The sequence below is a fragment of the Actinocrispum sp. NPDC049592 genome (assembly GCF_040675465.1).
GTDB lineage: Bacteria > Actinomycetota > Actinomycetes > Mycobacteriales > Pseudonocardiaceae > Kibdelosporangium.
Genome location: NZ_JBFAPA010000010.1, coordinates 172574 through 196709, shown reverse-complemented (window position 1 = coordinate 196709; position 24136 = coordinate 172574). Strand labels below are relative to the sequence as shown.

The following is a 24136-nucleotide window of genomic DNA, read 5'->3' as shown; positions in this document are numbered from 1 at the left end:
GGCTCAGTGCACCTTGCCGTAGTCGCCGCGGATGATGTCGGACATGTTGGTCAGCGACTCGGTCGAGACGAAGTAGGACCCGTGCGCGTCCTGCGGGTTTCCACCGGTCCCCGAGTCGAACACGTGCGCGCCGAACTTGGGGTCCGTGGGGTCGAGGAGATGGGCCCCGACACCCATCTGGTTCATGGACAGCGCGATGGGATCCAGCGCGGCCCGGGACGCGAAGACATGCCCGTCCTTGACGCCGAGATCCTTGGCGTTCCACACGTCCATGCCGGGGCTGCCGACGGCGATGACGTCGTCGACACCCAGCGCGCTCAGCCCGCCTTGGCCATGGAGCGCGTTCGCGGTCTCCCCGACCACGCTGGAGCCGTAGCTGTGTCCTAAAAGGACACTGTGTGGATCGTCGCCGGGGTTGTGGGTGGCGTTCAGGCCGCGTTCGAAGTCGGCCAGGTGCGGCGCGGCGGCCTTCGCCTGGTCGGCGAACGCGGCGCCGCCCACGTCCGGTGGCGCGTCGTAGTCCATCCAGGCGATGACCGCTGTGGAGCCGCCGTGGTCCTTGCCGACCGTCTGGTTGTAGATGTTGCCGGGGATCCCGGTTGCCCAGTCGGCGTTCTGCTCGTTGAGCTTGGTGCCCATCCCCGGTACCCACGTGACCACGTTGTGCGCGGAGTCCGGGTTGCCGGTGGCGACGATCATGTGCCCGGTGCCGTCGGTGTTTACGTTCAGCAGGAGCTTCGGCGGGTGCTGCGGGTCGCCCGGATCGGGGATGTCCTTCTCCGGGAAACCGGGGCCTGGACCGAGGTTCTGGCGCAGCTTCAGCAGCCCCTTGCGTTTCTCCTCGTCCTTGGTGTTCGCGATGAGGTCGTCGAGGACCTGTCGGTTGGCGTAGTCCCGTGCGGCGGACGGGATCCCGTTGGTCGAGCCGACGTAGTACGGGTATTTGTCGGCGGTGCGCCGTTTTTCGTCCAGGGACAGGGTGTCCCACCACTGCTTGACCGCCTTCGGGTCCGAACCGGGGGCGGGTGCGCCTGGCGGAAGGTCCTTGCTGACCGCGGCTTGTGGGCTGGGGGCCGTGGTGCTGCTGGGGGAAGTCAGCGGGGCTGTTCCCGGTCCGCCCGGGGCGAGTGCGTCCAGCGCGCTGGCCGCCTGCTGGTCGGCGGTGTTCGCGGACTGGATCGCGGTCCCGATGCGGTTGGCGACGTCCTGCATCGCCTGAGGGTTCGGCGGGGCGGTCAGGGCCTGTGCGGGATCGACAGCCACCGAACCGTCCTGGCCGATCACCAGACCCAGGTTCGCCGCCTGCTGACGGACCTCGTCGAGCGCCGCTTGTGCGTCGGCGAACCCCGTCGCGGACCGGCGTAGTACGGCGGACACCTGGCGCAGGTTCTGCTCGTGCCCGGCGAAGCTCTGCCCGACGGTGTCGATGTGTCCGCGGGCCAGGTCCGCGGCCGCGCCCTGCCACTTCTGCTCGCCGAGTGCGCCGTGCACCTGCGCCTGCCACTGCTCACGCTGCGCCGCGACGGTGGCGGCCAGTTCGTCCCACCGCACGGCGATGGTGGCAAACCGCTGAGGATCGCCGTTGAGGACGTCCTCGAACCCGAGCGTCATCGCGCACCCCCGTTGAACAGCTCGCTCATCCGCACCCGGCAGGATTCGTCCACAGTGGAGTAGTGAGCCGCGGTCGCGGCCAGCTTCTCGGCGACAGCGCGGACCTTCTCGACGGCCTTCTTCAGCTCGTCCTCCCACGCCTCGGCGCAGCGGGACACCGCGCCGCCGACCGCCCAGCCGGTGTGCGGTCCGACATCAGCGAGCGCTCCCGCGTGCCCGCCGACCGCCCGCGCGAGGTCGTCCGCGATCTCCCCGGCCCGGTCGCCGACCGCCCTGAGCTCGCCGGGGTGCGCGGTGAACCCGGGCAACCCGCCCCGCGGCCCCAACGGCAGGAGCGGCGGATCGCCGTCGGAGGGAAGTCCCTGCCGAGGCGGCCCGATCACGATCGGCCCGCCGCCCGGACCGCGCACGATGGAGGCCTGGCTCTCGAGGGTCGTGTCGCTCATGCGTCCGAGCATGGCGAACCTCCGCCCACCCGTCTGTCGGGTAAACACGCCACACCCGGACACGCGGTCGTCTTCGCGCACCCGCACCGCGACCACCCCGCGCCGGACCGAAGATGGGCAACTTGTTGACGGCCGTCTCGAATATGCCTAAATTGCGGAGGGTGCGGCCGAGACGAACCAGTGTTTTCCTGACCGTCTGCGTTGCGGCGTTCGCGCTGACGGCGAGCCCCATGGCGAATGCCGGGGTGTCCGCTCCCGTCCGGTATTCGGGGGTTCTCGCCAACGGCGCGACCTGGACGGCACGGGTGCCCGCATCCTGGAACGGCAGCCTCGTGCTGTTCAGCCATGGCTTCCGCATCGGTCCGGACAATCCCGCGGTCGACGCGCCGGACGAGCCGACTGCGGAAGCGTTGCTGGAGCGTGGGTTCGCCCTGGCCGGATCGTCCTACGCGCGGACCGGGTGGGCGGTGGACACCGCGGTGGCCGACCAACTGGACACAGTGGACGCTCTGGGCAAGCTCGCCGGCAGGCCCCGCGAGGTGATCGCGTTCGGGCAGTCGATGGGCGGCCTGGTGAGCGCACTGCTGGCCGAACGCGGAGGCCGGCGCGTCGATGGTGCGCTGACCACGTGCGGGTTGGTCGCGGGCGCGCTGAACCTCAACAACCACCAGCTCGACGGGACCTACGCGGTTGCCGAGCTGCTGCTCCCAGGACAACGGGTCCAGCTCACCGGGTTCACCACCTTCGACGAAGCGAACGCGACTGTCGCGGCACTGACCGCCGCTGTGCGCCAGGCGCAGACCACGCCTGCCGGCCGGGCGCGGATCGCCCTGGCCGCCGCACTGATGAACATGACGACCTGGTCGACGGGCGGCACACCGCCCGCGCCGGAGGACTGGAACGCCCAGCAACAGGCGCAGTACGAAGGATTGCTGGCGACACTGCCCTTCGTCGTGCCTGCCCGCGTCACCATCAACGCAGTCGCCGGCGGTGACAGTTCGTGGAACGCCGGCGTGGACTACCGGTCGCTGGCGAGCAGGTCCGGGCGTTTCCCCGAAGTGTCCACTTTGTACCGCCAGGCGGGGCTCGATCTGGCCCGGGACCTCGATCGGCTGACCCGCGGCGCGACCATCAAGCCGGACTTCGCCGCGGTTCGCTGGCTGTCGGCCACTTCTGTGCCCGGTGGCCGCTTGGCGGCACCCGAGCTCACCCTGCACACCCTGTCCGACACTCTCGCACCTGTTGAGTTCGAACGGGAGTACGCGGGCAAGGTTGTTCGTGCGGGAGGTGCGAACCTGCTGCGGCAGGCTTACGTCAGCCACATCGGGCACTGCGCCTTCACCCCCGCTGAGCATGTCGCCGGCCTGCTGGCCGTCCACAACCGCATTCGAACCGGGACGTGGGGCAACAGCACCGAACCGCGGCGGCTGCAGCAGGTCGCACAGTCGCTCGGCCTCGGCCCCTCGGCGTTCGTGACCTATCGGCCCGAGCCGTTCGTCAACGACCGCGCCGACCGCCTGACCCGCAACGGCGGTGCGGGCTGACCCGGCTTCGGGTCTCCACCGGGTCGGGCGGGCGCGGTCAGCCCGCGTCGCAACGCGCGTTCGGCCCCGGCGGTGGTGTTTCCGGCTGGCCGGCGAGGCGGGCCTGCAGGCGCACGTGGCGGAACTGGTACGCGGCGCCGACCTGGCGCAGGACGCCACGGCGGTGGGCGTCGGCGAGGAAGTCCATCAAGTGCAACGGGAGGTGACCGCGAGCGGCGAGCCACAGGCACATCATCGTGAACGCGCCCCACGCGCGGGCGAGGCACACGGAAAGGCCGACGGCGAGCCCGAACATGACCCCGGCGATGATGGCCTGCGTGGCGCTGGTGGCGCGCGGGAACACTTGACCACCGACGACCGCGCCCGCCAGCCCGTAGGCGACGCTGCCCGCGGCGCCGAGCATGAAACGGCCGAGCAGCGCGGATGCGAGGCCGGTGGCCAGTGCCAGCACCAGGTCGAAGTCGCCGCCCAGAACCGGGACGAACCGGGTCTCGTTGGTCAGCGCGAAGGCGATCCCCCAGAACGGGCCGAGGCACACCATGAACGACAGGGTGTAGGCCAGGGCGGCGGTCCGGTCGCCGCGCAGCACGGAGGCCGGGCTGGTCACCGTGCCGGCATCGATCGGCGTGTCCAGCCAGACATGGGGTGCGATGGCCAGCCCGAACACCACGGCGAGCAGAGCGATGATCGGCGGTGACAGCGACCAGCCCAGTGCGAGCAGGCTGCCGGCGACGGCGCCACCGAGGAATCGCCGGACGAACCGGCTTGTCGTCCGGTGGAAGCGGAGCTCCACCCGAAGTGGTCCCGGGCGCTCGCCGATGGTGTGCGCCAGCCAGCCCGCGAGACCGAACGACAGGCCGTAGACAAGGCCGGCGGCCGGGCCGGCGGCGACCCAGCCGGTCGCCGCGAACAGCAGTGCGGGTGGCAGGCCGAGGTAGAGCCCGGCGACATGGCGGGGCACCATCCGGTCGAGACGCCACCAGGCGAGGTCACGGGTCTGCTGGTCCTGCAACCGTCGTGCGAGGAAACCGAGCCACCGCTCGGCCTGCGGCGGGTCGTAGGTCCGCGGCGTGACCGGCGGGTCGTGCGGGGTGGGTGGGGTAGGGCGGTGGGCGTAGCTGGCCGGGAGGTAGGCGTCGAGAAGGTGGTCCTCGATCAGCTCCGGACCGCCGAACCGGTCGGTGTCGCACAGTTCGCCGGGGTCCGTTTCCGGGTGTGCGTAGGCGATTCTGGCCAGGTCGACCATCAGCGGGGTGCGCAGCGCCCGCGCGAGCGCGCTGTCGGTCTGCCGGCGCAACCGTTCCTCGACGGGCTGCCACCGGGTCTCGCCCACTCTTGTCCGCGCGGTCAGGAACCCTATGGCGGCTTCGGCATTGACCGGCTCGATCTCCACCACGGCAGCTCTGGCGAGCAGGGAACCGCTGTGTGTCACGGCTTGCTCGTACTCCGTGCCGCGGCAGGTCACCACGAGCGGACTCCCGTCGGCGACGGCGCGGTCGAGTGCGTCGATGGCTGCGGCATGCAGCGCGGGCGGTATCTCGTCCAGGCCGTCCAGCACCGGGACGATCTTGCGGTCGGACACCAGCCGGGTCGCCGCATCGGCGCCGTACACGGCCTTGTTGCCGAGGCCCGGGTAGTCCTCGACCAGTTTGGTGGCCAGCCAGTGCCACAGGTGCTCCCGGTGCGGGTTCCAGGACGCCAACGGCAGCAGCACCGGGACCGGGTCCTCGTCGCGCCGGTCGGCGAGCAGGCCGAGGGTGAACAGCATCGCCAGGACGGATTTGCCGGCGCCCGGGTCACCGAGGACGACCAGCTGCCGGGACCGCACCTGCCGGAACTTGGCGACGACATCGCAGAGGTCACCGCTGAACACGAGTCGTTCGCCGGCGCGGCGGGGGAGCGTGGCCTCGGCGGCGACCGGCCGGCCGGTGCTCGACCAGGTGAGCGGGACGGGTTCGGGCCGGTTGAGCGACCGCATCTCGACCTCGGTCGTCCACTGCCGGGCGACGGCCGCCGCGAGCTGGTGCGGTGCTTGGTCGGCTGACCCCTTGGGGACGCCGGGAGCCGGCGACGGCGGCTCGCCGCGAGTCCTGGCGAGGATCCGCACCTGTTGCGCCCGCAGGGCGGACCCGGGCTCCACACCCAGCTCGTCGACCAACCTGGCGCGCAGGGCGCTGAACACCGCGAGCGCGTCGGCGGATCGGCCGACGCCGTCGAGGGCCACCATCAACTGCCCGTGCATGCGCTCGCGCAGCGGGTGGAGCGCGACCAGTTCGCCCATCTCCTCGACGACGGCCTGATACTCACCCAGCTCGAGCTGCCATTCGGCACTCGCCTCGATGGCGCTGTACCGCTGCTCGTTCAGCTTGGTGATCGGCCCGGCCAGTGCGGCGGCGTCCAGCCCGTCGAGGGCGGGTCCCCGCCACAGCCGCAACGCGTCGCGCGCCACGTCGACTGCCCGGGACAGGCTGCCCTCGGCCGCCAACTGCTGCGCCATGACCATGCCGCGCCGGAACCGCATGGCGTCGAGCTCGTCGTCGATGATCGTCAGCTGGTAACCGGGCCCGTCCGTGACGATGAGGTCACGCTCTCGGCCCAGCCGCTCACGGAGCACCGAAACGCAGTTCTGGATCTGCTTCGTGGCTGTCATGGGTGGTTCGTCGTCCCAGACCGCGTCGACCAGCCGGGCCACGGGCACCACGGAGTTGGGGGCGAGCAGAAGCGCCGCCAGCACCCGTTGGTGCCGGACGCTCGGCACCATGACCCTGCCCGTTCCGGTCCAGACCTCCAGCGTTCCAAGCACGCGGAAATCCATCAGGCAGCCTCATCCCCCAGATGTGTCCCGCACACGCCGGAATTCTATCTCGCCAGCGGATATGCCCAGGGCACCGGACAGAGGACGAGATGAGGACGAGACGAGGGTGAGAAGAGGGCGGCATCCGACATCGTGGTGCTCGTCGTGCCGAGGGGGGAGTTCCGCCGATGGGCGCGCTGGTAGGGGTGCCCACCGGTGGAACTTGACGCGCGGCGAGCGAGGTCTCTGGGGGATGACGTGCTACGAGTTCATTTCACCGCCGAGGATCTGACCCGCATCCGGCTCGATGCCGCCGTCGACCCGGGCTGGGAGATGGTGTTCAGCCGGTTGAGGTTGTGCGAGCGACACCCGGCCCCGGCGTTCACCTCGTGGGGCCGGCAAGTTCGACCCGGTCCGGGCGTCCGGTCCGGGCTGCGGTTGTTGACCGTGCTGAGCCCGCTCGGCCCCTACTTCCCGGACTTCCTCACCCCGCCAGAAGGCGTGCTTGGGTTACCGGCGGCGCTCGAGGCGATCCGTGCCACGCCGCGTGCTCGGCTCAACCGTGAGCTCCAGAAGTTGTCCCGCACCGCCTACGTGCCTGGCTGGGCTCGCGCGCTCGCGTCGGGTGACGCCGCCTTGCTGGGGGAAGTGGGTGCCACGTTGCGCGCCTACCACCGAGTCACGATCGAGCCCTACACCGACATGATCCAGGCGGCGGTCGAAGCGGACCGTGCTCACCGCGCCAGGGTGGTGCTGGATCGCGGAATCGAAGGGCTGCTGCAGAGCCTGCGCCCGCTGGCGCACTGGCGAGCGCCCGTGCTCGAGGTGCAGTACGCCGTCGACCGGGACCTGCACCTCCGGGGCCGCGGCCTGCGGCTGGTGCCCTCCTTCTTCTGCCAGCGGTCACCGGTGGCACTGGCCGACCCCGATCTCCCGCCGACGCTCGTCTACCCGGTCAACCACGACTACACGTGGAAACGCCCCCTGACCGATTCCTGTGTGACTGATCGAAAGCTGGCCAGACTGCTGGGGGCCACCCGCGCCGACGTGCTGATCGCGGCCCGTCATGGCGCCACCACCACCGAGTTGGCCGCTCGGCTCGGTACATCCCTGGCTTCCGTCAGCCGGCACACCGCGATTCTCAGAGAAGCCGGTCTGATCACGACCCATCGTGAGGGCTCGTCGGTTCTGCACACCACGACACCGCTCGGCACCGCCCTGGCATCCCAGGACGCCGACCGGTCAGGTCGCTGACCCACCCGGTTTCCTGCGGGTTCACACCTGCGCGAAATAACCTCGCCCCTCGGGTCACGCCAGGTCCACACTTCTTCACTGCGCGGCAAAGATCTGCATTGAAGGGGTGGAAACAACGAGATTGCCAGGAGAAAGGGCGGCAAATCCACGCACATGGGCGGTTGTGGCCGCGCTGGTGGTGGGCCTTCTGGCGAACATTGTCCCGGCGGCTGCGGCGACGCGAGGCGGCTCGTCGAACCGCGAGAGGCTGTGATCTCTCCGGCCTTGGCGGAACGGTAACGGCCCGCAATACCGGATCAATACATCAGGGGTCTATCGACAGTTGTGCGTACAATCCCGAGATCGCGTGCCTCAGCGTACGATCCGTCGGACACTATGTGTGCCCATTCTTGGTCGAGTGCGCAGGTGACTGCTGGGTGGACAGTGAAACATTCATGACACTTCCGGACCGGTGGGTGTGGGTGAAGTGTCGCGATTTTCGGTACGGCGTTGGTCGCGGCGCCGCCGGCTCCCGCGCACACCGCGTGCACATCCAGTTCCCGCGCTCATGGCTGCGTCAACGACCCGCACTACTCGGCCTATGTCTGTGACGACAAAGCCGACAACTGGGGGGTGCGGACGCACCTCGTGTTGACCGATGGGTCGACGCCGACCTTCGGAGACGGCGATGGTGCCGGGGGAAGCTGCGGGAACTGGCACAGTCCCGATCTTCGGAAGATCACCCAGTCCAATGTCTGCGCCGGAGTGAATGGCGCGGACACAAGCTGCTCTGGCTGGCGTTCGGCCTGATCGGGTGAGCGGCGCGGTTCCGCCGGGGCCGCATGTGGTCCCATCTCAGCTGTGGTTGCCCAAGGGTGCCTCCCGCCGTGAAGGCACCCCGGACGCCGCGGCTCAGAAGCCGTACCAGTAGAACGACTCGATGTTGAGGTAGAACGGGTCGGCGAGGTTCCCACTCGTCAGTGGCTCGGCATAGCCGCACACACCGGTGAAGCCCGGCGCGATGCAGCCGATGACGTAGTACGGTGCGGCGTTCGCCGCGCTCAGGCTGTTGTTGGAGATGCGGTGCCCCTGGCCGACGCCCGGACCCGGATACCCCAACCCCCTGTCGTTCAAGACGTTCAGGTCGTACACGCTGAAGTTGAAGTCGGCGACGCTGCCCTGGTTGTCCCAAAGGTAGAACAGGCAGAACTCGCCCAGCGTGCACGCGCCGTTGAAGTCGCCCGGGTCAGTGGGCAGCCGGTTGACGGCGAGCGTCCGCGTTCCGCCCGCCGCCATGAGGGACGCGACAGACTTGCCCGCGACAACCGGGCCGCCCTTGCCGGCCGCGGTCGCCGCGGCTGGTGCGACCGCGAGCCCCGCCACCACGACCAGCAGCAGTGCCGCGCCGGCGGCCGCGAGGCGCCTCGGTGAACCGCGACCCGATTTCAGTCCTGGCATGATGAACTCCTTTCGGTATGTCCCGGACCAGCGCCGGAACAATCGGGGTCAGCGCAGGGCACGAGCGGCAGCCAGCTGCGCGGCGTTCGCCTGACGCAGCCGGTCCAGCTCGGCCCGGTGGTCAGCGACCGACAGCTGCTGGTACGACCGCTCGGCGGCGAACCAGATGCCGACCAGGTCGCTCTGTCGCTTGCAGTCCACATCGGCCACAGCGGTGGCGATCTCCGTGGCGCTGGGCGGCGGTACTCCCGGCCGGAAACGTGGATCCGCGACCGGTGCGAACGGATCCGGATAGCGGTAGCCGCGCCGCGCCATGCACTGCGACCACCCGGCGATCGCCGCCCGCACCTGGGGCTGGTCGCGGGACTGGCGGAAACTCTCCGCGGACAGCCGCTGGGCCAAGTCCCGGTCGACGTGCGCGGAGCCGGGTCCGCGCAGCGCCATGTCGGCTTGTCCGAGGCAACCGCCGTCGGGGACCGGCCGGCCGCGGATGGTGCGGGTCCCCGAGCCGGTGAGCGCAGCGGCCTGCTCCGCGGTCGGCCGCGCCGGCTCGGGTGGCGTGGCAGGTTGCGGGGCGTCGTGCCGGTAGCCGTGCTGCGCCGCCGCCTCCGGGTCGGTCAGGCCGTAGCGCCAGTCGTTCCAGGTACGCAGCGCGGGCCCGGGCGGTGGCGGCGGCAGCGGGTCCAGGCCGAACCCGGCCATACACCGGCCGACGAGCGTCCGGCTGGCCTGGGCGATCTCGCCCAACTCCGCCGGGGAGAGCACATAGTCGTCCAGCGGCAGCCGCAGGTCGGCGCCGCGCAGCAGCCGCGGCGCGGCCAAACCGGCCGAGGCCACGGATCCAGCCGGGTCGACCGGCGCACTGGAGCAGCCCGCACCGAGAATCGGTATGAGCAGTGTGACCAGTGCCAGTCTTCGCAGCGTCACCGTGCCAGCCGCGCCCATGTCCACCCCCATCGCTCGCCCCGAGCTGAGAGTCGCAGGCGGTCTTCGTCATTCCCCGAGAACCGGCCACCACCGCCGATCTCCAGTTTCACCGCCACGCGTGCGTCAGCAACTGAGCGGCGTATCAGGGGATGTCCAATACCAGCCGAAGTCAATGAGAAAGTCCGGTGTTTCAACCCACGGGTCCGCCAAGCCTCGCCAGGCGCCCAAGCTGATTTCGAAGCAGGGCTTGGAGTTCGTCGAAATGCCGAGGCCGGCGATTGTGCCGCGCGCAGGTCCATCCATTCCTTCGGTGGAGTAACCACCTCCTGGCACCGCCTGCTGAATGGCGACGTAAAGTCTGACCGGGGCGTAGTCGTCGCACCAGGTGGTGGCCGAGAAGTATGCCTTACCCTGGAACTCCGGCATGGTCGTCACCGATGGGTAGTTGCCGTTGAGGTGACAGGTGACAACAGTAGCCGCAGCTTTGGCCACGCGTGCGGGGTCCGCGCCTGGTCGCAGGGTGGCGGTGACCTTGCGCGTGATCGGTTGTGTAGTGCCGTTGAATCCGGATACCACAATGTTGAACGTCGGCGGCGTCATCGGCGCGGCTGCGCTTGCCGAACCATTGACGATGCCGACGCTTGCCGTAACGAATGCCGCCAGCGTGACAGCCCAAAATTTGCGTCTGATCATCTCGCCCTCCCTGGAATCATTCTTCGGCGTAGGGTTTGTCTGGTCACCACCCGCAAAGGACGAGGCTCCTCAACCCCGCATGACTTCGAAGAGCCGACATAAGCGTGGTCACATTAATTCCGCCACGCCTGGCCGGACCAGGTATTTCGGTCGCCAGATCGGGTCATTGGCCGGATGCGGCCACACCGGTAGACTGCCCGCGCACAGCGAGAGGGTCATTGAAAACTGGTTTGACCGACGTCCTTTCCGAACCGGAAGTGGGCAATGCGATCCTGGCGAAACAGCGGCACATTCTCGACCAGTACCAGGTGCTGCTGCGGCTGCGCGGAGGATGCACGCGATAGCAGATGTGCCAGTCGGCCACCCTCCCGATGGAAGAGACCCGGGATCTAGTGCGCCTGGTCACCGACCGGGACGAGATCGGCTCCTGTCGGTCGAGCTGTGCCAGTCCGCGCAACGCGACGTCGCCAGCCTGGAGACCGAACACGTCACCCGGCCACCGGACCCCCGTTCGGCACGGTCGCTGCCGGCCGAGGTCGTCGTGCGCGGCGTCCAGTTCCGCACCATCTACGCCCGCGCCGGAGCGGGACCAGGTGCCGCGCCTGGTGCTAATCGGCATGACCGACGCCGCGATCGGCCGCCAGCTCGGCGAACGGACCGTGCGCCGCTACGTCGGAGCACTCTTGGAGACACTCGGCGCCAGCAACGGGTCACCGTGGCCGTCACCGCGGTCCGGGACGGCTGGGTCGGTTGAGACTCACTTTCGCTGCCACTCCCACGGAGCGACTCCCGGGCTGATGAGCCCGCCACAACCGACACAGCCCTCCGTCGGCGGATCCACCACCGGCGGCAACTCTGGCCCGCCGGCGATGCCACCAGCCGAGGCTGGGGACACGGAGACACCGAAGACAGCGAGCGCCACCGTCAGGAGAACAACGAGCCGCCGGGTCATCTGGGCTCCTCGCGCGCGTCCGGTCGAAGCGCGCCCCACACTACGCAAAAGTGTGCTCTGGCAAGGCTTTCTGGTTCGGCCCGCACCGGACAGTGACCGCATCCGGCCGGGGGATCAGCGCAGGTTCGGTAGTCCGGCGGCCAAGGCATGGCCTTGGAATACGGACCTTTCGAACCGGGCAGTGCGGACATGGCAGCCAGTGAAATCGAACTCATCCTGCTGACCCCGGAATGGATCTTGTGAGGTTTGGGCGACTGCGTTACCTTTGCGGCAGTTCGGGGCAAAGTCATCACTATGGGGGAATTCGATGCTGCGTAAAAGAATGCTGTCCGCTGCCGTCATCGGCCTGTTCGCGGCCGTGTCACTGGCCGGGACACCAGCCGTGGCAGGCGCGGAGACCACGGAAGCCGCCGTACAAGCAAACCTGGACCGGGAAGTAGCCAAGCGCGCGGCGCTCTCCCCAGCGGCCGCCCACGTCTGCTACGCCGTCCACGTGGCCTTCAGCGGCTGGCTCCCCACCGTCTGCGACGGCGAAGAAGCAGGCATCCCGTGGGAGGCCAAGCAGATCGAGGCCATCAGGATCAGCGTGAGCCCCGGCAGTGTCTGCTACGAGCCGCACCTGCAGGACATCGGCTGGGCCGGCGAATCCTGCAACAACGCCCAGGCGGGCACCACCGGTCAGAGCAGGCGCCTGGAGGCCCTCACGATCCGCGGCGAAGGCGGCGTACGCATCTGCTACACCGCGATGGGCCTGGGCTACGACTACGACGACCAGGGACCGCGCTGCCAGAACGACCCCGTCGGCACCACCGGCCAGAGCCGCTACATGAGCGGCATCAAAATCTGGACCGCCTGACCCACCCCCTCGCCAGGGCAACCCGCCCTGGCGGGGTTACTGAGGTCCTTGCCGACGGCGCTGACGAAGGGGCTGAATCAGGCTGCTCGCGCAATGGATTCGGCTGCTTTGACCTGATCTCGTTCGACCATTCTCGGTGGGTAGAACAGGCGCAGCAACGGTCCTGCCATCGCGGTGGTGACGACCGCCATGACGACCATGATCGATCGAGTACAGCTGCTGGTCGAGCACGCCGAGCTGCAAGCCGACGCTCAGGATGATCAGTTCGGTGAGGCCACGGGTGTTCATCAGCGTTGCCAGTGCCGCCGACTCCCTGGCGGGCAGGCGGTGCAGCCTGGCCCCGGCGAACGCGCCGCCGAACTTGCCGGCGACCGCGACCAGCAGAACGAGTGCGAGTTCGCCGATCCCGGTTGTGCCGATCGTGGACAGGTCCACCTTGAGCCCGGCGACGATGAAGAAAACGGGCAACAGCAGTGTGGTGTTGAACTCGCTGACGCGGCCGAGGATCTCCTCCCGCAGCCGTTCGGTGCCGTCCCGGGGGAGTAGCGCACCGAAAAGGAAGGCGCCGAAAAGGAAATGCAGGCCGATCCACTCGGTGACGGCTCCGGACACAAGCACCCCGGCCAGTGTGACGGTCAGCAAGGCCGAGCCGCGCACGGACGCCGAGGCGAACCACCGGCGCATCACCGCAGGGATATGCTCCTGCAGGTCCGCCGCCGACACGATTTCCCGCGGCTGTGGAAGCCGTGCCGTCCATGCCTGACTATTACTTCCAGGGGGTCGGCAGCGGCGCCGGTGCCATCGCCGTGCACGAAGCGGCCCGCCGGTTGCTCGACGCGGGCGTGGCAGACCGGACGCCCAGACTGATGTTGTGCCAGAACGCGTTGTTCGCTCCGCTGTATGACGCATGGCGAGCGGATCTCGGCGACGTGAGGACTTCCACCGACGCGGCGAACGCGGCCCGTTGTTTCGCCGACGAGTTGACCAACCGGCGCCCGCCGTACATCGCCGCGGGTGGTGTCCGCGACTGCATCACGCAGAGCGCCGGTGAGATGTTCCTCGCCGATCATGCCTCAGCCCGCGCCGCGCAGGACCTTTTCGCCGTGGTGGAGGGAATCGACATCGAGCCGGCCGCCGCAGTGGCGTTGGCCTGCCTGCGTGACGCCGCGGCGACCGGAGCAGTTCCGCGGGAGGCCACCGTGCTGCTGAACATCACCGGCGGCGGCCGCGGTCGCTTCGCCCGAGAGTTCCGGCCCGAGGCGAGCCGACCCGTTCACCTTGTCAGCACGCGAGATCTCCGCGCTGGTGTGTTCACAAAGGACTTGCAGGCATCATTCACGTAAGGACGGCCGCGCGTCAGCCCCGAAGCGGACATCGTTACCCGGTCAGGGTTTTACCGTCATGGGCCGGGATACGGGCCGACCTGGTAGACGAGCAGAGCGATCTGAACCCGGTTCTCGGCGGCGGTCTTGGCGAGGATGCGGGAGACGTGTGACTTGACCGTGGCCTCACTCATGTGCAGGTCGGCCGCGATCACCGCGTTCGAACTGCCCGCGGCCACGCCCTCCGCCACCTCACGTTCCCGATCGGTCAACCGGGCGAGCCTGGCGCGCGCGTCGGCGGTCGCGGCGGAGTCGGGATGTCCGATCGTGGCGACGAGCCGCTTGGTGATCGCCGCGGAGAACACGGAGTCGCCCGCGGCGGCGACGTGCACGGCCCGGATGATCTCTTCGGGGGCGGTGTCCTTGAGCAGGTAGCCGTTGGCGCCGGCCCGCAGCGCCTCCACGACGTAGGTGTCGATCTGGAAGGTGGTCAGGACGAGCACCGGGTTCGGGTAGCCGCTCGCTCGCAGCTCCCGGGTGGCCGCGATCCCGTCCAGGACCGGCATCTGCAGGTCCATGAGCACGACGTCAGGCGCCATGTCGCGCACCATCGCCACCGCCTGGCGGCCGTTGGTCGCCTCGGCGACGACGTGCACGGCGGGGTCGGCGGACAGCACCATGCGCAGTCCGGTCCGCACCATGGCGTCGTCATCGACAAGCAGTAGTCGTGTCACAACTGTGTCATTTCCCATGGCAGCTCCGCGTTCAGCACGAACTCTCCTGTGTCGGTTCGACCATGGCTCAGGCTCCCACCCGCGAGGACGGCCCGCTCTCGCAGGCCGATGAGCCCACGACGTGACCCAGGCACGTCCAACGCGTCGGCTACCACCCGGTTGCCGACGCGCACCCGCAACATGTCGTCGGTGTGGTGCAACAGCACCGTGACGTCGGCTCCCGCGGCGTGCTTGCGGGCGTTGGTCAGTCCTTCCTGCACGATCCGGTAAGCCGCCCGGCCGATACTGGGCGGCGCGTCGCGCAGATCTCCGTGCACCGTCAGCGTGATCCGTTGACCTGCCGCGCGGGCCTCGTCGACCAGGTCGTCGAGCCGGTCGAGTCCCGGCTGTTCGAGTGACACGGCCTCGTCGGCGCGCAGCACGCCCAGTGCGGTGCGCAGCTCCTGCAGTGCCTGCACGGCCGCCGACCGGATGAGGTCGCCCGCGGATCGGACGTCGTCCTGGGACAGGCCGTTGGCCACGGTCAGTCCACCGGCGTGCAAGCTGACCAGGGAGATGCGGTGCGCGACCGCGTCGTGCATCTCCCGGGCGATCCGCGCCCGCTCGGCGTACCTGACCTCCGCCGCCCGCAGCTCCTGCTCCTGTTCGGCCCGTTCGGCCCGTTCGCGGTAGAAGTCGACGAGCTTGTGCTGCGCCTGCTGCAGCGCTCCCCAGGCGCTGAACGCCGCCGCCATCGCCGCGTTGACCGTGATGGTCAGGCTCAGGGAGCTGTTGCCCGAGTACACCAGCCAGAACACGCAGCCCGAGACGACGTTGAGGGCGGCGATGGGGAGCGCGACCCGCAGCCGGCGACGGCGGGCCACCGCGTAGAGCGCGAGCATGTTGGCGAACCCGGCCGAGGCGACGACCGCGGCGACGCCGGCCAGAACTACGGCCAGGACGACGGGTGCCCGGTTACGCAGGACCAGCGCGAGGCTGGCGAGTGCGCCTACCGCGATGTCCAGCACGCGCGCCACACCGCCGGGCCCGGCCTCCAGCACTCCGTAGAGCAGCGACAGCCCGCCGGCGAACGAGAGCAGTACCAATGTCGCCGTGCGCGCTACCGCCAACCAGTCCGGCCCGTGGCGGGCGGCACCCGCGTCCTTGATCACCTGCCCGAGCCTAGACAGTGCCGTCGCTCGGGCGTCCCTCGATAGATGGGCGGTGACTACGACTTTCGTCTATCGGGACGACCACCCAGCGCCGATGCCGCCGGCGCCGTCGACGACCAGTGTTGCCGTCATGAGTTACGACAACGACACGTCCGGCGGCGGGACCGCCCGGCACCCGGTCCGCACACTGGTCACCGACATCGTCAGGCCCGTACGGGACAACCTCGACCCGACGAGCAGGCGGCTCCTGCTCGCCCGGCAGATCGTGGTCCTCGCCGGCGCGGCGATGACCCTGGCCCAGGTGATCGTCTGGCTGATGATCGCCATCCTCGGCGGTGGACTGCGCGAGCCGTGGTGGCTGTGGACCGCGGTCCCGGCGGCGATCGCCACCGGCGTGCTCACCGGCGTCGAGCGGTTCCGCACGGATCGGGGTGAATGACCGTGCCCACGATGACGTCCGTCGGTGCCCCGGTCCAGCTGGACTCGGTGCGCAGGACCTATGGCTCTGGCGAGAGTGCTGTGGAGGCGCTTGCCGGGGTCTCCGTGGATTTCCTCCCCGGCACCTTCACCGCGGTGATGGGCCCATCAGGGTCCGGTAAGAGCACGCTACTGCACTGCGCGGCCGGACTCGACAAGCCGAGCGCGGGCCGCGTCACCCTGGTCGGGACCGACCTGACGGGCCGGAGCGAGACCGAGCTGACCGAGCTTCGCCGTCAGCACGTCGCGTTCATCTTCCAGTCCTTCAACCTGATGCCCGCGCTGAACGTCGAGCAGAACGTCACCCTGCCGATGCTCCTGGCCGGCCGCGAGCCGGACCGGGCGTGGGTGGATCAGGTGATCGCACGGGTCGGGCTGGCGCAGCGCGTCAAGCACCGCCCCGGTGAGCTTTCCGGCGGCCAGCAGCAGCGCGTCGCGATCGCCCGTGCACTGGCGGCCGGCCCGGCGGTGGTGTTCGCCGACGAGCCGACCGGCGCGCTGGACACGAACACCGCGCTCGAGGTGTTGAACCTGATGCGCGAGCTGGTGAGCGCGGGTCAGACCATCGTGATGGTCACGCACGACCCGGTGGCGGCGTCGTTCGCGGACAACGTGCTGTTCCTGGTGGACGGCCAGATCGTCACGCGGATGGCGACGCCGGGCGTCGAAGCCGTCGCGGCCACTCTGGCGCAGCTCGGTGCTCGGGCCAAGCAGGAACGGGGGCAGCGGTGAGCCCGCGGCGGGTGGTGTTCAACCTGGCCCTGGCCAGCCTGCGGTACCGCGCGGCCGCGTCGCTCGCGTCGTTCGTCGCGATCGTGATCGGCTGCGGCCTGCTGATCGCGTGCGCCGGGCTGTTCGAGACCGCGATCGTGTTGCAGGCGCAGCCGCAGCGGCTCGCGGCCGCGCCGGTCGTGGTCGGCGGTTCGCCGGCCTTCCAGCTGCCGGACGAAGAGTCGCAGGTGGTCCCGTACGTCGAACGGGCCGGGCTGCCTGTGGACCAGGTCGGCAGGATCGCCGCGGTGCCGGGCGTGCAGCGCGTCGTCGCGGACGTGTCGTTCCCGGCCACGCTGCTGCGCGACGGGGTCCCCGGCGTGTCCGTCCTTTCCGGACACGGCTGGGACTCCGCCGTGCTCGGCGGCTACGTCCTGCGCCAGGGCGGGCAACCACCAGCCACCAACCAGGTCGTGCTCGACTCGGCCACGGCGGACGCGGCCGGAATCAACACCGGCGCGACCGTCGACATAGCGGTGGACGGACAGAAGCGGTCCTTCGTCGTGGCGGGGATCGCCGAGCACGGTCCGCGGACCGCGTTCTTCTTCTCCCCAGCCGACACCCAGCGGTTCGCCACGCATCCGGGCCGCGTCGACCTGGTCGGCGTGTTCCCGTCCGAAGGCGTGGACGCCGGTGATCTCGCCGCGCGCATCGCCGAAGTGATGCCGAACGTCAGCGTGCTGACCGGCGACGACCGAGGCGCGGCCGAGTTTCTCGGTGTGGACAACAGCCGGCTTCCGCTGATCCTGCTGGCCGCGGTGTTCGGCGGGATGGTGCTGGTGGTCATGGCACTGGTCGTCTCCGCGACGATCAGCCTCACCGTGCGGCAGCGGCAACAGGAGCTCGCGCTGCTACGGGCCACCGGCGCGACGCCGAAACAGGTGCACCGGATGGTGCTCGCCGAGACCATGGCCGTCGGCGCGATCGCCGCGCTGTGCGGCGTGGTCCTCGGCAGCCTGCTCGGCAACCAGATCTTCGAAACCAGCGTGTCGCTCGGCATCGTGCCGACCGAGCTGGTGTTCCAGCAGGACGTCATCGCGTTCGCCGCGGGCATCCTCGTCACGCTCGCGATCGTCTATGCGGCCGCGTGGTTCGCCGCGCTGGCCGCGGCGCGGGCCCGGCCGATCCAAGCGCTGGCCGAGGCCGCGATCCCGAGTGCGAAGGTGAACCCGTTGCGCCGCACCGGTGCGGTGATCTGCGCTGCGGCGACCGTGCTGCTCGCGGGCACCACGGTGTTCATGCCAGCCGACACGGCGGCGGCCATCGGCGGTCCCGCGGTGCTGACCGGCGCCATCGCGGTGGCATTGATCGGCCCAGAGATCATGGCCTTCGTCGCCGACCGCTTCGGCTCGTTGATCCGGCGGGTCACCGGCCGGGACGCCACGCTCGCGGTGATCAACTCACGCGTCCGCGCGGTCGCGTTCGCCGCCGCGCTCACGCCGATCACGCTCGCCACCGCGGTCGCACTCGGCAACGTCTACTCAGAGACCACGACACAGAAGGCCCAAGTGGCGGCGTACACCAACCAGCTGAAGGCGGACGCGGTGATCACCACGGACACCGGCGGGATCTCGCCCGACGCCCTCGCCCAAATCCGCAGCACCCCAGGCGTCGCCACGGCATCACCACTCATCACCAGCACCGGCTGGATCGAACAACCCTACGACGGCAACGGCAGCGACCCGCTACGCCTACTAGGCATCTCCGCCGAGGACCAAGGCGGCACGGTTCTGGCCACCGACGTAACGCAGGGCTCTCTGAAGAACCTGACCGGCAACACCATCGCGCTACCGGAGGACGTCGCCGACCGCCTGACGCTCAAGCTCGGCGACAAGATCACCATGCGACTCGGCGACGGGGCGCAGGCCCAGGTGACCGTCGTCGCACTCCTCGACAGCCCGTCGAGCTACGCGAGCATGGTGCTCCCAGCCGACCTCCTCACCCCGCACACCACAACCGGCCTGCCCCCACAGGTGCTGGTGAAGGCACCCAACTCCAACGACGTCGTGTCCACACTGACCGGCCGTCTGAAGAACTGGCCGGGTCTCACCGTCAGCGACGATTCCGCACTGACGAACAACTTCCAGGCCGGCGCGGACATCGAGGCGATGATCAACTACCTGTTGGCCGTGCTCGCCATCGCCTACGCGGCGATCGCGGCGGTGAACACCCTCGCGGTGGCCGTGCTGGCCCGCCGCCGGGAGTTCGGCGCGCAGCGCCTCGCGGGCGCGGACCGCGGTCAGGTCCGGCGGATGCTGTTCATCGAGGGCGGCATCGTCGCGGTGGCCGGGCTGGTACTGGGCACCATCATCTCGCTGTTCACCGTGCTGCCCATGGCCTGGAGTACCGGACAGCTCATCCCGTCCGGGCCGATCTGGGTGTTCATCGGCGTGGTGCTCGCGGCCTTCCTGATCGTGTGGCCGGTCACCGCGCTCTCCGCGCGGCTGGCGATGCGGCGCAGCCCGATCGAAGCGGTCACGCTTCCAGGACAGTAGAGGCCACGCAGATCCGGCAACGCGCGTGCCGGGGCACCGAACTGATGTGAAGCGCAACCCCGGCTACCGGGACGTGCTGTGTCTACTCGATCGAGGGCCAGGGTGATGGTGGGCCGGCACGATCACCTGGGGTCGTTGCCCGCCACCGAGATCGGCCAACTGCCCACATTGGACTACGACTTCATCGAATGGCACCGCGAAGGCGTGGCCCTCCTGACCAACCTGACCACCCGGCAAACCAGTTAGTGCCACCACCCTGCCCACACTGCCGCTGCTCGCACCCACCGCCGGCCTCCTCGCGTGGCCGGACATCAGCACCACGATCGCCCGCCGCAACTTCACCGGATCCTTCGCGGTGCGCGTGATCCGCTGCAGCTTGCGGCCCTCGTCCATCGACAACGACCGGACGAACACATCCGGGCGACGAGCCGTGACCACCTCCCACTCGACAAGTGGGACCAGCCTGGCCGAGGTAACCACGAAGATCAATTACACGGTCAACGTCGCACGACGGGCCACTGGCATGGCGGTCTGCACTCGCGAAGCAATTTCCCCCTTGCGCGCAAGGCTTTCACTGAGTCAGACCAGTTCCGCCAAGAGATAGGCGGTATTCGGCCCGATGGTCGCCAGGTACTTCGCGGTGCCGGGCTCCCACACTCCGGTGAGCACCGCGATCTGCTGGCCCTCCAACGCTAGTAGCCGCACCGAGTCAGCGTCATTCGCCACGTGCCATGGCCCGGGCGCGGCGTTGCGCGCCAACTCCCGCAGCTCCTGTCCGCGCTCAACTCGGCGTTCAGTGAGTTCCTGTTCAGCCACGCCGAATGAGCGTGCCGACCGCTCGCGTCGAGAACGCCGAAAATCGGCAAGAGAGCGAGAACGACGTTTGACCGAGCTGGACCGGCAGGCCGACAAAGGCCCCCAGCAGCGCCGACTCCAGACGAGCTGAGCCTCGTCGACGTGCTGCCGTGTCTCGCGTTCAACCTGCATCGAGCTTCTTCTCCGACCGGTCTCACGGTCAAAGTGGACGGTCCGTGAAATCGCCGTGAAAGACATCACTGGTTGACTGGGCCGCCGACGTAGCCGGGGAGGGTGTTCGATGTCCCGCATTCTGCGTGTAGTTCTGGTACTCGTACTGTTGAGCGCCGGCGTGGCCGTGGTGCCGCGCGGTGCGTTCGCGGACGTGCCGCCCTGCTCCCCGAGGCTGATCATCGGGGCCCGCGGCAGCGGCGAGCACCAGGACGTGGCGGACCGCAAGGAGGACAGGGTCGGCCAGTACGCTCAGCGTGCCCTGAACCTGCTGCCCGCGGACACGACGTACTACGCCCTGCCGTACCGGGCGATCGAGATGGACGCGTGGACCATGTGGTCCGGCAACTTCCGGGACTCCTACCAGGCCGGCGCCGACCTGCTCTACAACCTGGTCCGCGACCGCATCGCCCGATGCCCGGGCATCCAGATCGGCCTGATCGGCTATTCCCAGGGCTCCATGGTCGTGCACACCGCGCTGGAACAGCTGTCCGCCGGGCAGCGCACGTCGGTGCGGTCGGTATTGTTGCTGGCCAACCCGTTCAGCGTCGGAGCGAGCTCCTACAGCGTGTACTTCGACGTGCTGAGCGGGTCGATCTGGCCGGTGCAGCAGGGCAACGGCGGCGTCCTCGGCCGGGCGAGCCTGCCGGGCGACATCCAGAGCCGCAGCACCGAGCTGTGCCTGACCGGTGACCCGGTCTGCGACAACACCTCCACCCTGAGCGACGCCTTGTGGAATCCGGTGCTGGGCGCGGTGCTCGGCGTCGACTACGCCTTCCACGCGGCGATGCATGGCCGGTACGCCGACCAGTGGGGGCCACTCGACCAGCGCAGGGCGTTCGGGGCGTTGTTCGCGAGCCGGCTGGGGATCCAGGGCAGCCCGCCCGGCGGACCGGTGCCGCCGGTCGAGCCGCCACCGCCCGCGGAGAAGCCGTGCCCGCAGGTGTCGTCGCTGAACGAGGTGCCGAACGGCGCGGTGGTCCAGACCTGCGACACCGGCCGGGTGTACAAGATGGTCGGCGGCGCTCCACTGTGGATGACCACCTGCGCGGGCGGGCTCTGCCCGGGCACCGCGGTCAAGGTGACCCAGGGGATCGTGAACGCGGGCCGCGCCTACCCGTGGGACGGTGCGACGATCATCGACGAGGCCGGCGGGATCTTCAAGTTCGTCGGCGGCGCACCCATTCACCTGGCCAGTTGCAACGTCGGCTGTGGCAGCCCGATCCCGGTTCCGGCGGGCACGATCCGGCTCACCGACCCGGGCAACCACATGCGGCAGAACCCGGCCGACGGCGCCACCGCGATCGACGACGCGGGCGCGATCTTCAAGTTCGCCGGCGGCGCGCCGATCCACCTCGCGACCTGTGACCCCGGCTGCGGCCGCCCGGTGCCGATCAACGCCTGGAGTGTGGGCGCGCTCGACCACATGAACCCGGTCCCGGCCGACAACGCGACGGTCATCGACGAGCAGGGCGGGATCTTCAAGTTCGCCGGCGGCGCGCCGATCCACCTGGCCACGTGCACGGTCGGCTGCGGGAACCCGGTGCCGATCACCACGTGGAGCATCTACGCGCTGGAGCACATGCGCCCGTTCCCGGCCGACGGCGCCACCATCCGGGACGAGGCGGGCGGGATCTTCAAGTTCGTCGGTGGCGCGCCGATCCATCTCGCCAACTGTGCGGTCGGCTGTGGCAACGCGGTCCAGGTCAACACCGCGTCGGTCGTGTCGCTGGACCACATGTACCCGTTCCCCGCGGACTCGGCGACCGCCATCGACGAGGCGGGCGGGATCTTCAAGTTCGTCGGTGGCGCGCCGGTGCACCTCGCCAGCTGCGCGGTCGGCTGCGGGAATCCCGTGCCGATCAACGGAACGTCGATCATGGCGCTGGACCACATGCGGCCGGCGCCCCGGGACGGTGTGACCATGCGCACCGAGATCGGTGACATCTTCAAGTTCGTCGGCGGCGCGCCGATCCGGCTCAACTCGTGCAACGTCAACTGCGGCAACCAGGTACAGATCAGCGGAGCCAGCATCGCGGCGCTCGACCACATGCGGCCCAACCCGTACGACGGCGCCACCGCGGTCACCGAGGGCCAGATGTACAAGTTCGTCGGCGGCGCCCCGCTGAAGCTGTCGAGCTGCAACGTCGGCTGCGGCGCGCCGGCGATGATCAACCAGTGGAGCGTGGACGTCCGCGAGCACATGAACCAGGAGCCGCCGGATCGCACGGTGATGACCGTGGAGGACGGCCGTCAGTACACAATGGAGCAGCACGTGGCCACGCTCGTCGGGTTCTGCGGCGACCAGCGGGGCTGCGGCTCGCAGGTGGTCAACCGGACGTCACTGGACGACCTGGCAGTCCCGGTGACGGCCGGGCAGGCGTGGGCGGACTTCGACGGTGACGGCAAGGCCGACTACTGCAGGCGGGTCGGGATCACCAACGGGACCGACAGCCGCGTCGCCTGCACCCTGTCCACCGGCAACGGCTTCGGCACCACGATCACCTCCGCCGTGACCGACTGGGGTTATCCGGACGGCAGGGCCTGGGTGGACTTCAACGGTGACGGGAAGGCCGACTACTGCAGGCGGGCCGGGATCACCAACGGCACGGACAGCCGGGTGGTCTGTACCTTGTCCGCGGGTGGCGCGTTCGGCGCGAGCATCACTTCGCCCGTGACGGACTGGGGGTACGCGGCCGGGCGCGCCTGGGTGGACGCGAACGGCGACGGCAAAGCGGATTTCTGCCGGGTGGTGGGCGTGACGAACGGCACGGACAGCCGGGTCGCCTGCACGTTGTCCGCCGGTGGGGCGTTCGGTGCGACCATCACCTCGCCGGTGATCGACTGGGGTTTCCCGGAGGGACGGATCTGGGCGGACTTCAACGGTGACGGGAAAGCCGACTTCTGCCGCCGCGCCGGTGGTCCGGTCAACGGGACCGACAGCCGGGTGGTGTGCACGCTGTCGACCGGCGGCGGGTTCGGCGCCTCGGTCGGCTCGGACGTGCTGGACTGGGGCTACGCGGCCGGCTGGGACTGGAAGGACATGAACGGTGACGGCAAGGCGGACTACTGCCGGGTGGTCGGTATGACCAACGGCGCGAACAGCCGGGTCGCCTGCACGCTGTCCACCGGCACCGCGTTCGGCACCACCATCACGTCGGACGTGATCGACTGGGGCTACCCCGACGGCCGCGCGTGGGCTGATGCCGACGGTGACGGCAAAGCCGACTTCTGCCGCCGGGTCGGCGTCACCAACGGAACCGACAGCCGGGTCAGCTGCACCCTGTCCGCCGGTGGGGCGTTCGGTCAGACCATCGCGTCGCCCGTCGTCGACTGGGGCTATGTGGACGGTCGCGGCTGGCGGGACGCGGACGGTGACGGCAAGGCGGACTTCTGCCGCAAGGTCGGGATCACCAACGGAACCGACAGCCGGGTCAGCTGCACCCTGTCGACCGGCAACGGTTTCGGCCAGACGTTCCCGTCCGCCGTCACCGATTGGGGTTATGCCGAGTACTGACATCAGGTCTCGGGTCGACGCACCTGGACAACTTCTGGAACATCCCCGTCTCTGGCGGATGGTGACCCGCGACTTTGTCGTACAGCAGGAGATCGGCTCATTCGGGCGGTGGTCTGTTCAGCTCGATCA

Annotated in this window: 19 protein-coding genes; 9 read left to right on the top strand and 10 right to left on the bottom strand. The window is 69.3% G+C overall.

Going from position 1 to position 24136, the window contains the following annotated elements:
• Positions 1 to 3: 3 nt before the first annotated feature.
• On the bottom strand, positions 4 to 1611 hold the full coding sequence (locus AB0J95_RS25650) for an alpha/beta hydrolase (protein ID WP_364762620.1): 1608 nt from the start codon (positions 1609 to 1611) through the stop codon (positions 4 to 6).
• Positions 1608 to 2057, bottom strand: coding sequence for a type VII secretion target (locus AB0J95_RS25645; RefSeq protein ID WP_364762618.1), 450 nt, complete (start codon positions 2055 to 2057; stop codon positions 1608 to 1610). Before AB0J95_RS25645 ends, AB0J95_RS25650 begins: the two co-directional genes overlap by 4 nt.
• 161 nt (positions 2058 to 2218) lie before the next feature.
• Here AB0J95_RS25645 and AB0J95_RS25640 point away from each other — a divergent pair, with 161 nt between their 5' ends.
• Positions 2219 to 3601: an alpha/beta hydrolase gene (locus tag AB0J95_RS25640; RefSeq protein WP_364762616.1), complete on the top strand. Its 1383-nt coding sequence runs from the start codon at positions 2219 to 2221 to the stop codon at positions 3599 to 3601.
• 37 nt (positions 3602 to 3638) lie between these two features.
• Here AB0J95_RS25640 and AB0J95_RS25635 read toward each other — a convergent pair whose 3' ends face one another.
• A complete protein-coding gene (locus tag AB0J95_RS25635; protein ID WP_364762614.1) occupies positions 3639 to 6404 on the bottom strand; it encodes a BTAD domain-containing putative transcriptional regulator in 2766 nt (921 codons plus the stop codon).
• Positions 6405 to 6653: 249 nt separating this feature from the next.
• On the opposite strand from AB0J95_RS25635, the gene AB0J95_RS25630 reads away from it, so the two are divergent.
• Positions 6654 to 7649: a winged helix-turn-helix domain-containing protein gene (locus AB0J95_RS25630; protein WP_364762612.1), complete on the top strand. Its 996-nt coding sequence runs from the start codon at positions 6654 to 6656 to the stop codon at positions 7647 to 7649.
• Between the two features lie 891 nt (positions 7650 to 8540).
• On the opposite strand, the gene AB0J95_RS25625 is transcribed toward AB0J95_RS25630, so the two are convergent.
• From AB0J95_RS25625 to AB0J95_RS25615, 3 genes are all read right to left on the bottom strand, one after another.
• The gene (locus AB0J95_RS25625) at positions 8541 to 9086 is read right to left on the bottom strand and encodes a hypothetical protein (protein WP_364762610.1); all 546 of its coding nucleotides are present in this window, start codon (positions 9084 to 9086) and stop codon (positions 8541 to 8543) included.
• A gap of 48 nt (positions 9087 to 9134) precedes the next feature.
• Positions 9135 to 10031, bottom strand: coding sequence for a hypothetical protein (locus tag AB0J95_RS25620; RefSeq protein ID WP_364762607.1), 897 nt, complete (start codon positions 10029 to 10031; stop codon positions 9135 to 9137).
• A gap of 105 nt (positions 10032 to 10136) precedes the next feature.
• Positions 10137 to 10706, bottom strand: a complete 570-nt coding sequence (locus tag AB0J95_RS25615) for a hypothetical protein (RefSeq protein ID WP_364762604.1) — start codon at positions 10704 to 10706, stop codon at positions 10137 to 10139.
• A gap of 1259 nt (positions 10707 to 11965) precedes the next feature.
• On the opposite strand from AB0J95_RS25615, the gene AB0J95_RS25610 reads away from it, so the two are divergent.
• Complete coding sequence (locus tag AB0J95_RS25610; RefSeq protein ID WP_364762601.1) at positions 11966 to 12514, top strand: hypothetical protein; 549 nt, start codon at positions 11966 to 11968, stop codon at positions 12512 to 12514.
• 36 nt (positions 12515 to 12550) lie between these two features.
• On the opposite strand, the gene AB0J95_RS25605 is transcribed toward AB0J95_RS25610, so the two are convergent.
• Positions 12551 to 13237 carry a cation:proton antiporter gene (locus AB0J95_RS25605; RefSeq protein WP_364762598.1) on the bottom strand — a complete coding sequence of 229 codons (687 nt, stop codon included), beginning with the start codon at positions 13235 to 13237 and terminating at the stop codon, positions 12551 to 12553.
• A gap of 14 nt (positions 13238 to 13251) precedes the next feature.
• Between AB0J95_RS25605 and AB0J95_RS25600 the strand changes: the two genes are divergently transcribed.
• Positions 13252 to 13857 carry a pyridoxal-phosphate dependent enzyme gene (locus AB0J95_RS25600; RefSeq protein ID WP_364762595.1) on the top strand — a complete coding sequence of 202 codons (606 nt, stop codon included), beginning with the start codon at positions 13252 to 13254 and terminating at the stop codon, positions 13855 to 13857.
• A 56-nt stretch (positions 13858 to 13913) separates the two neighbouring features.
• On the opposite strand, the gene AB0J95_RS25595 is transcribed toward AB0J95_RS25600, so the two are convergent.
• On the bottom strand, positions 13914 to 14570 hold the full coding sequence (locus AB0J95_RS25595) for a response regulator transcription factor (protein WP_364762592.1): 657 nt from the start codon (positions 14568 to 14570) through the stop codon (positions 13914 to 13916).
• Positions 14567 to 15721, bottom strand: a complete 1155-nt coding sequence (locus AB0J95_RS25590) for a histidine kinase (protein WP_364762589.1) — start codon at positions 15719 to 15721, stop codon at positions 14567 to 14569. The genes AB0J95_RS25595 and AB0J95_RS25590 overlap by 4 nt, the downstream gene beginning before the upstream one ends.
• Positions 15722 to 15851: 130 nt before the next feature.
• Between AB0J95_RS25590 and AB0J95_RS25585 the strand changes: the two genes are divergently transcribed.
• From AB0J95_RS25585 to AB0J95_RS25570, 4 genes are all read left to right on the top strand, one after another.
• Entirely contained in the window at positions 15852 to 16160 is a 309-nt protein-coding gene (locus tag AB0J95_RS25585; protein ID WP_364762586.1) for a hypothetical protein, read from the top strand.
• A gap of 11 nt (positions 16161 to 16171) precedes the next feature.
• Positions 16172 to 16930: an ABC transporter ATP-binding protein gene (locus AB0J95_RS25580; RefSeq protein WP_364762583.1), complete on the top strand. Its 759-nt coding sequence runs from the start codon at positions 16172 to 16174 to the stop codon at positions 16928 to 16930.
• A complete protein-coding gene (locus AB0J95_RS25575) occupies positions 16927 to 19464 on the top strand; it encodes an FtsX-like permease family protein (protein WP_364762580.1) in 2538 nt (845 codons plus the stop codon). Before AB0J95_RS25580 ends, AB0J95_RS25575 begins: the two co-directional genes overlap by 4 nt.
• Positions 19465 to 19566: 102 nt before the next feature.
• Entirely contained in the window at positions 19567 to 19710 is a 144-nt protein-coding gene (locus AB0J95_RS25570; RefSeq protein ID WP_364762577.1) for a hypothetical protein, read from the top strand.
• Positions 19711 to 20043: 333 nt separating this feature from the next.
• Here AB0J95_RS25570 and AB0J95_RS25565 read toward each other — a convergent pair whose 3' ends face one another.
• On the bottom strand, positions 20044 to 20280 hold the full coding sequence (locus tag AB0J95_RS25565) for a hypothetical protein (protein ID WP_364762574.1): 237 nt from the start codon (positions 20278 to 20280) through the stop codon (positions 20044 to 20046).
• A gap of 280 nt (positions 20281 to 20560) precedes the next feature.
• On the opposite strand from AB0J95_RS25565, the gene AB0J95_RS25560 reads away from it, so the two are divergent.
• A complete protein-coding gene (locus tag AB0J95_RS25560; RefSeq protein WP_364762571.1) occupies positions 20561 to 24007 on the top strand; it encodes a cutinase family protein in 3447 nt (1148 codons plus the stop codon).
• The last annotated feature ends 129 nt before the right edge of the window (positions 24008 to 24136 follow it).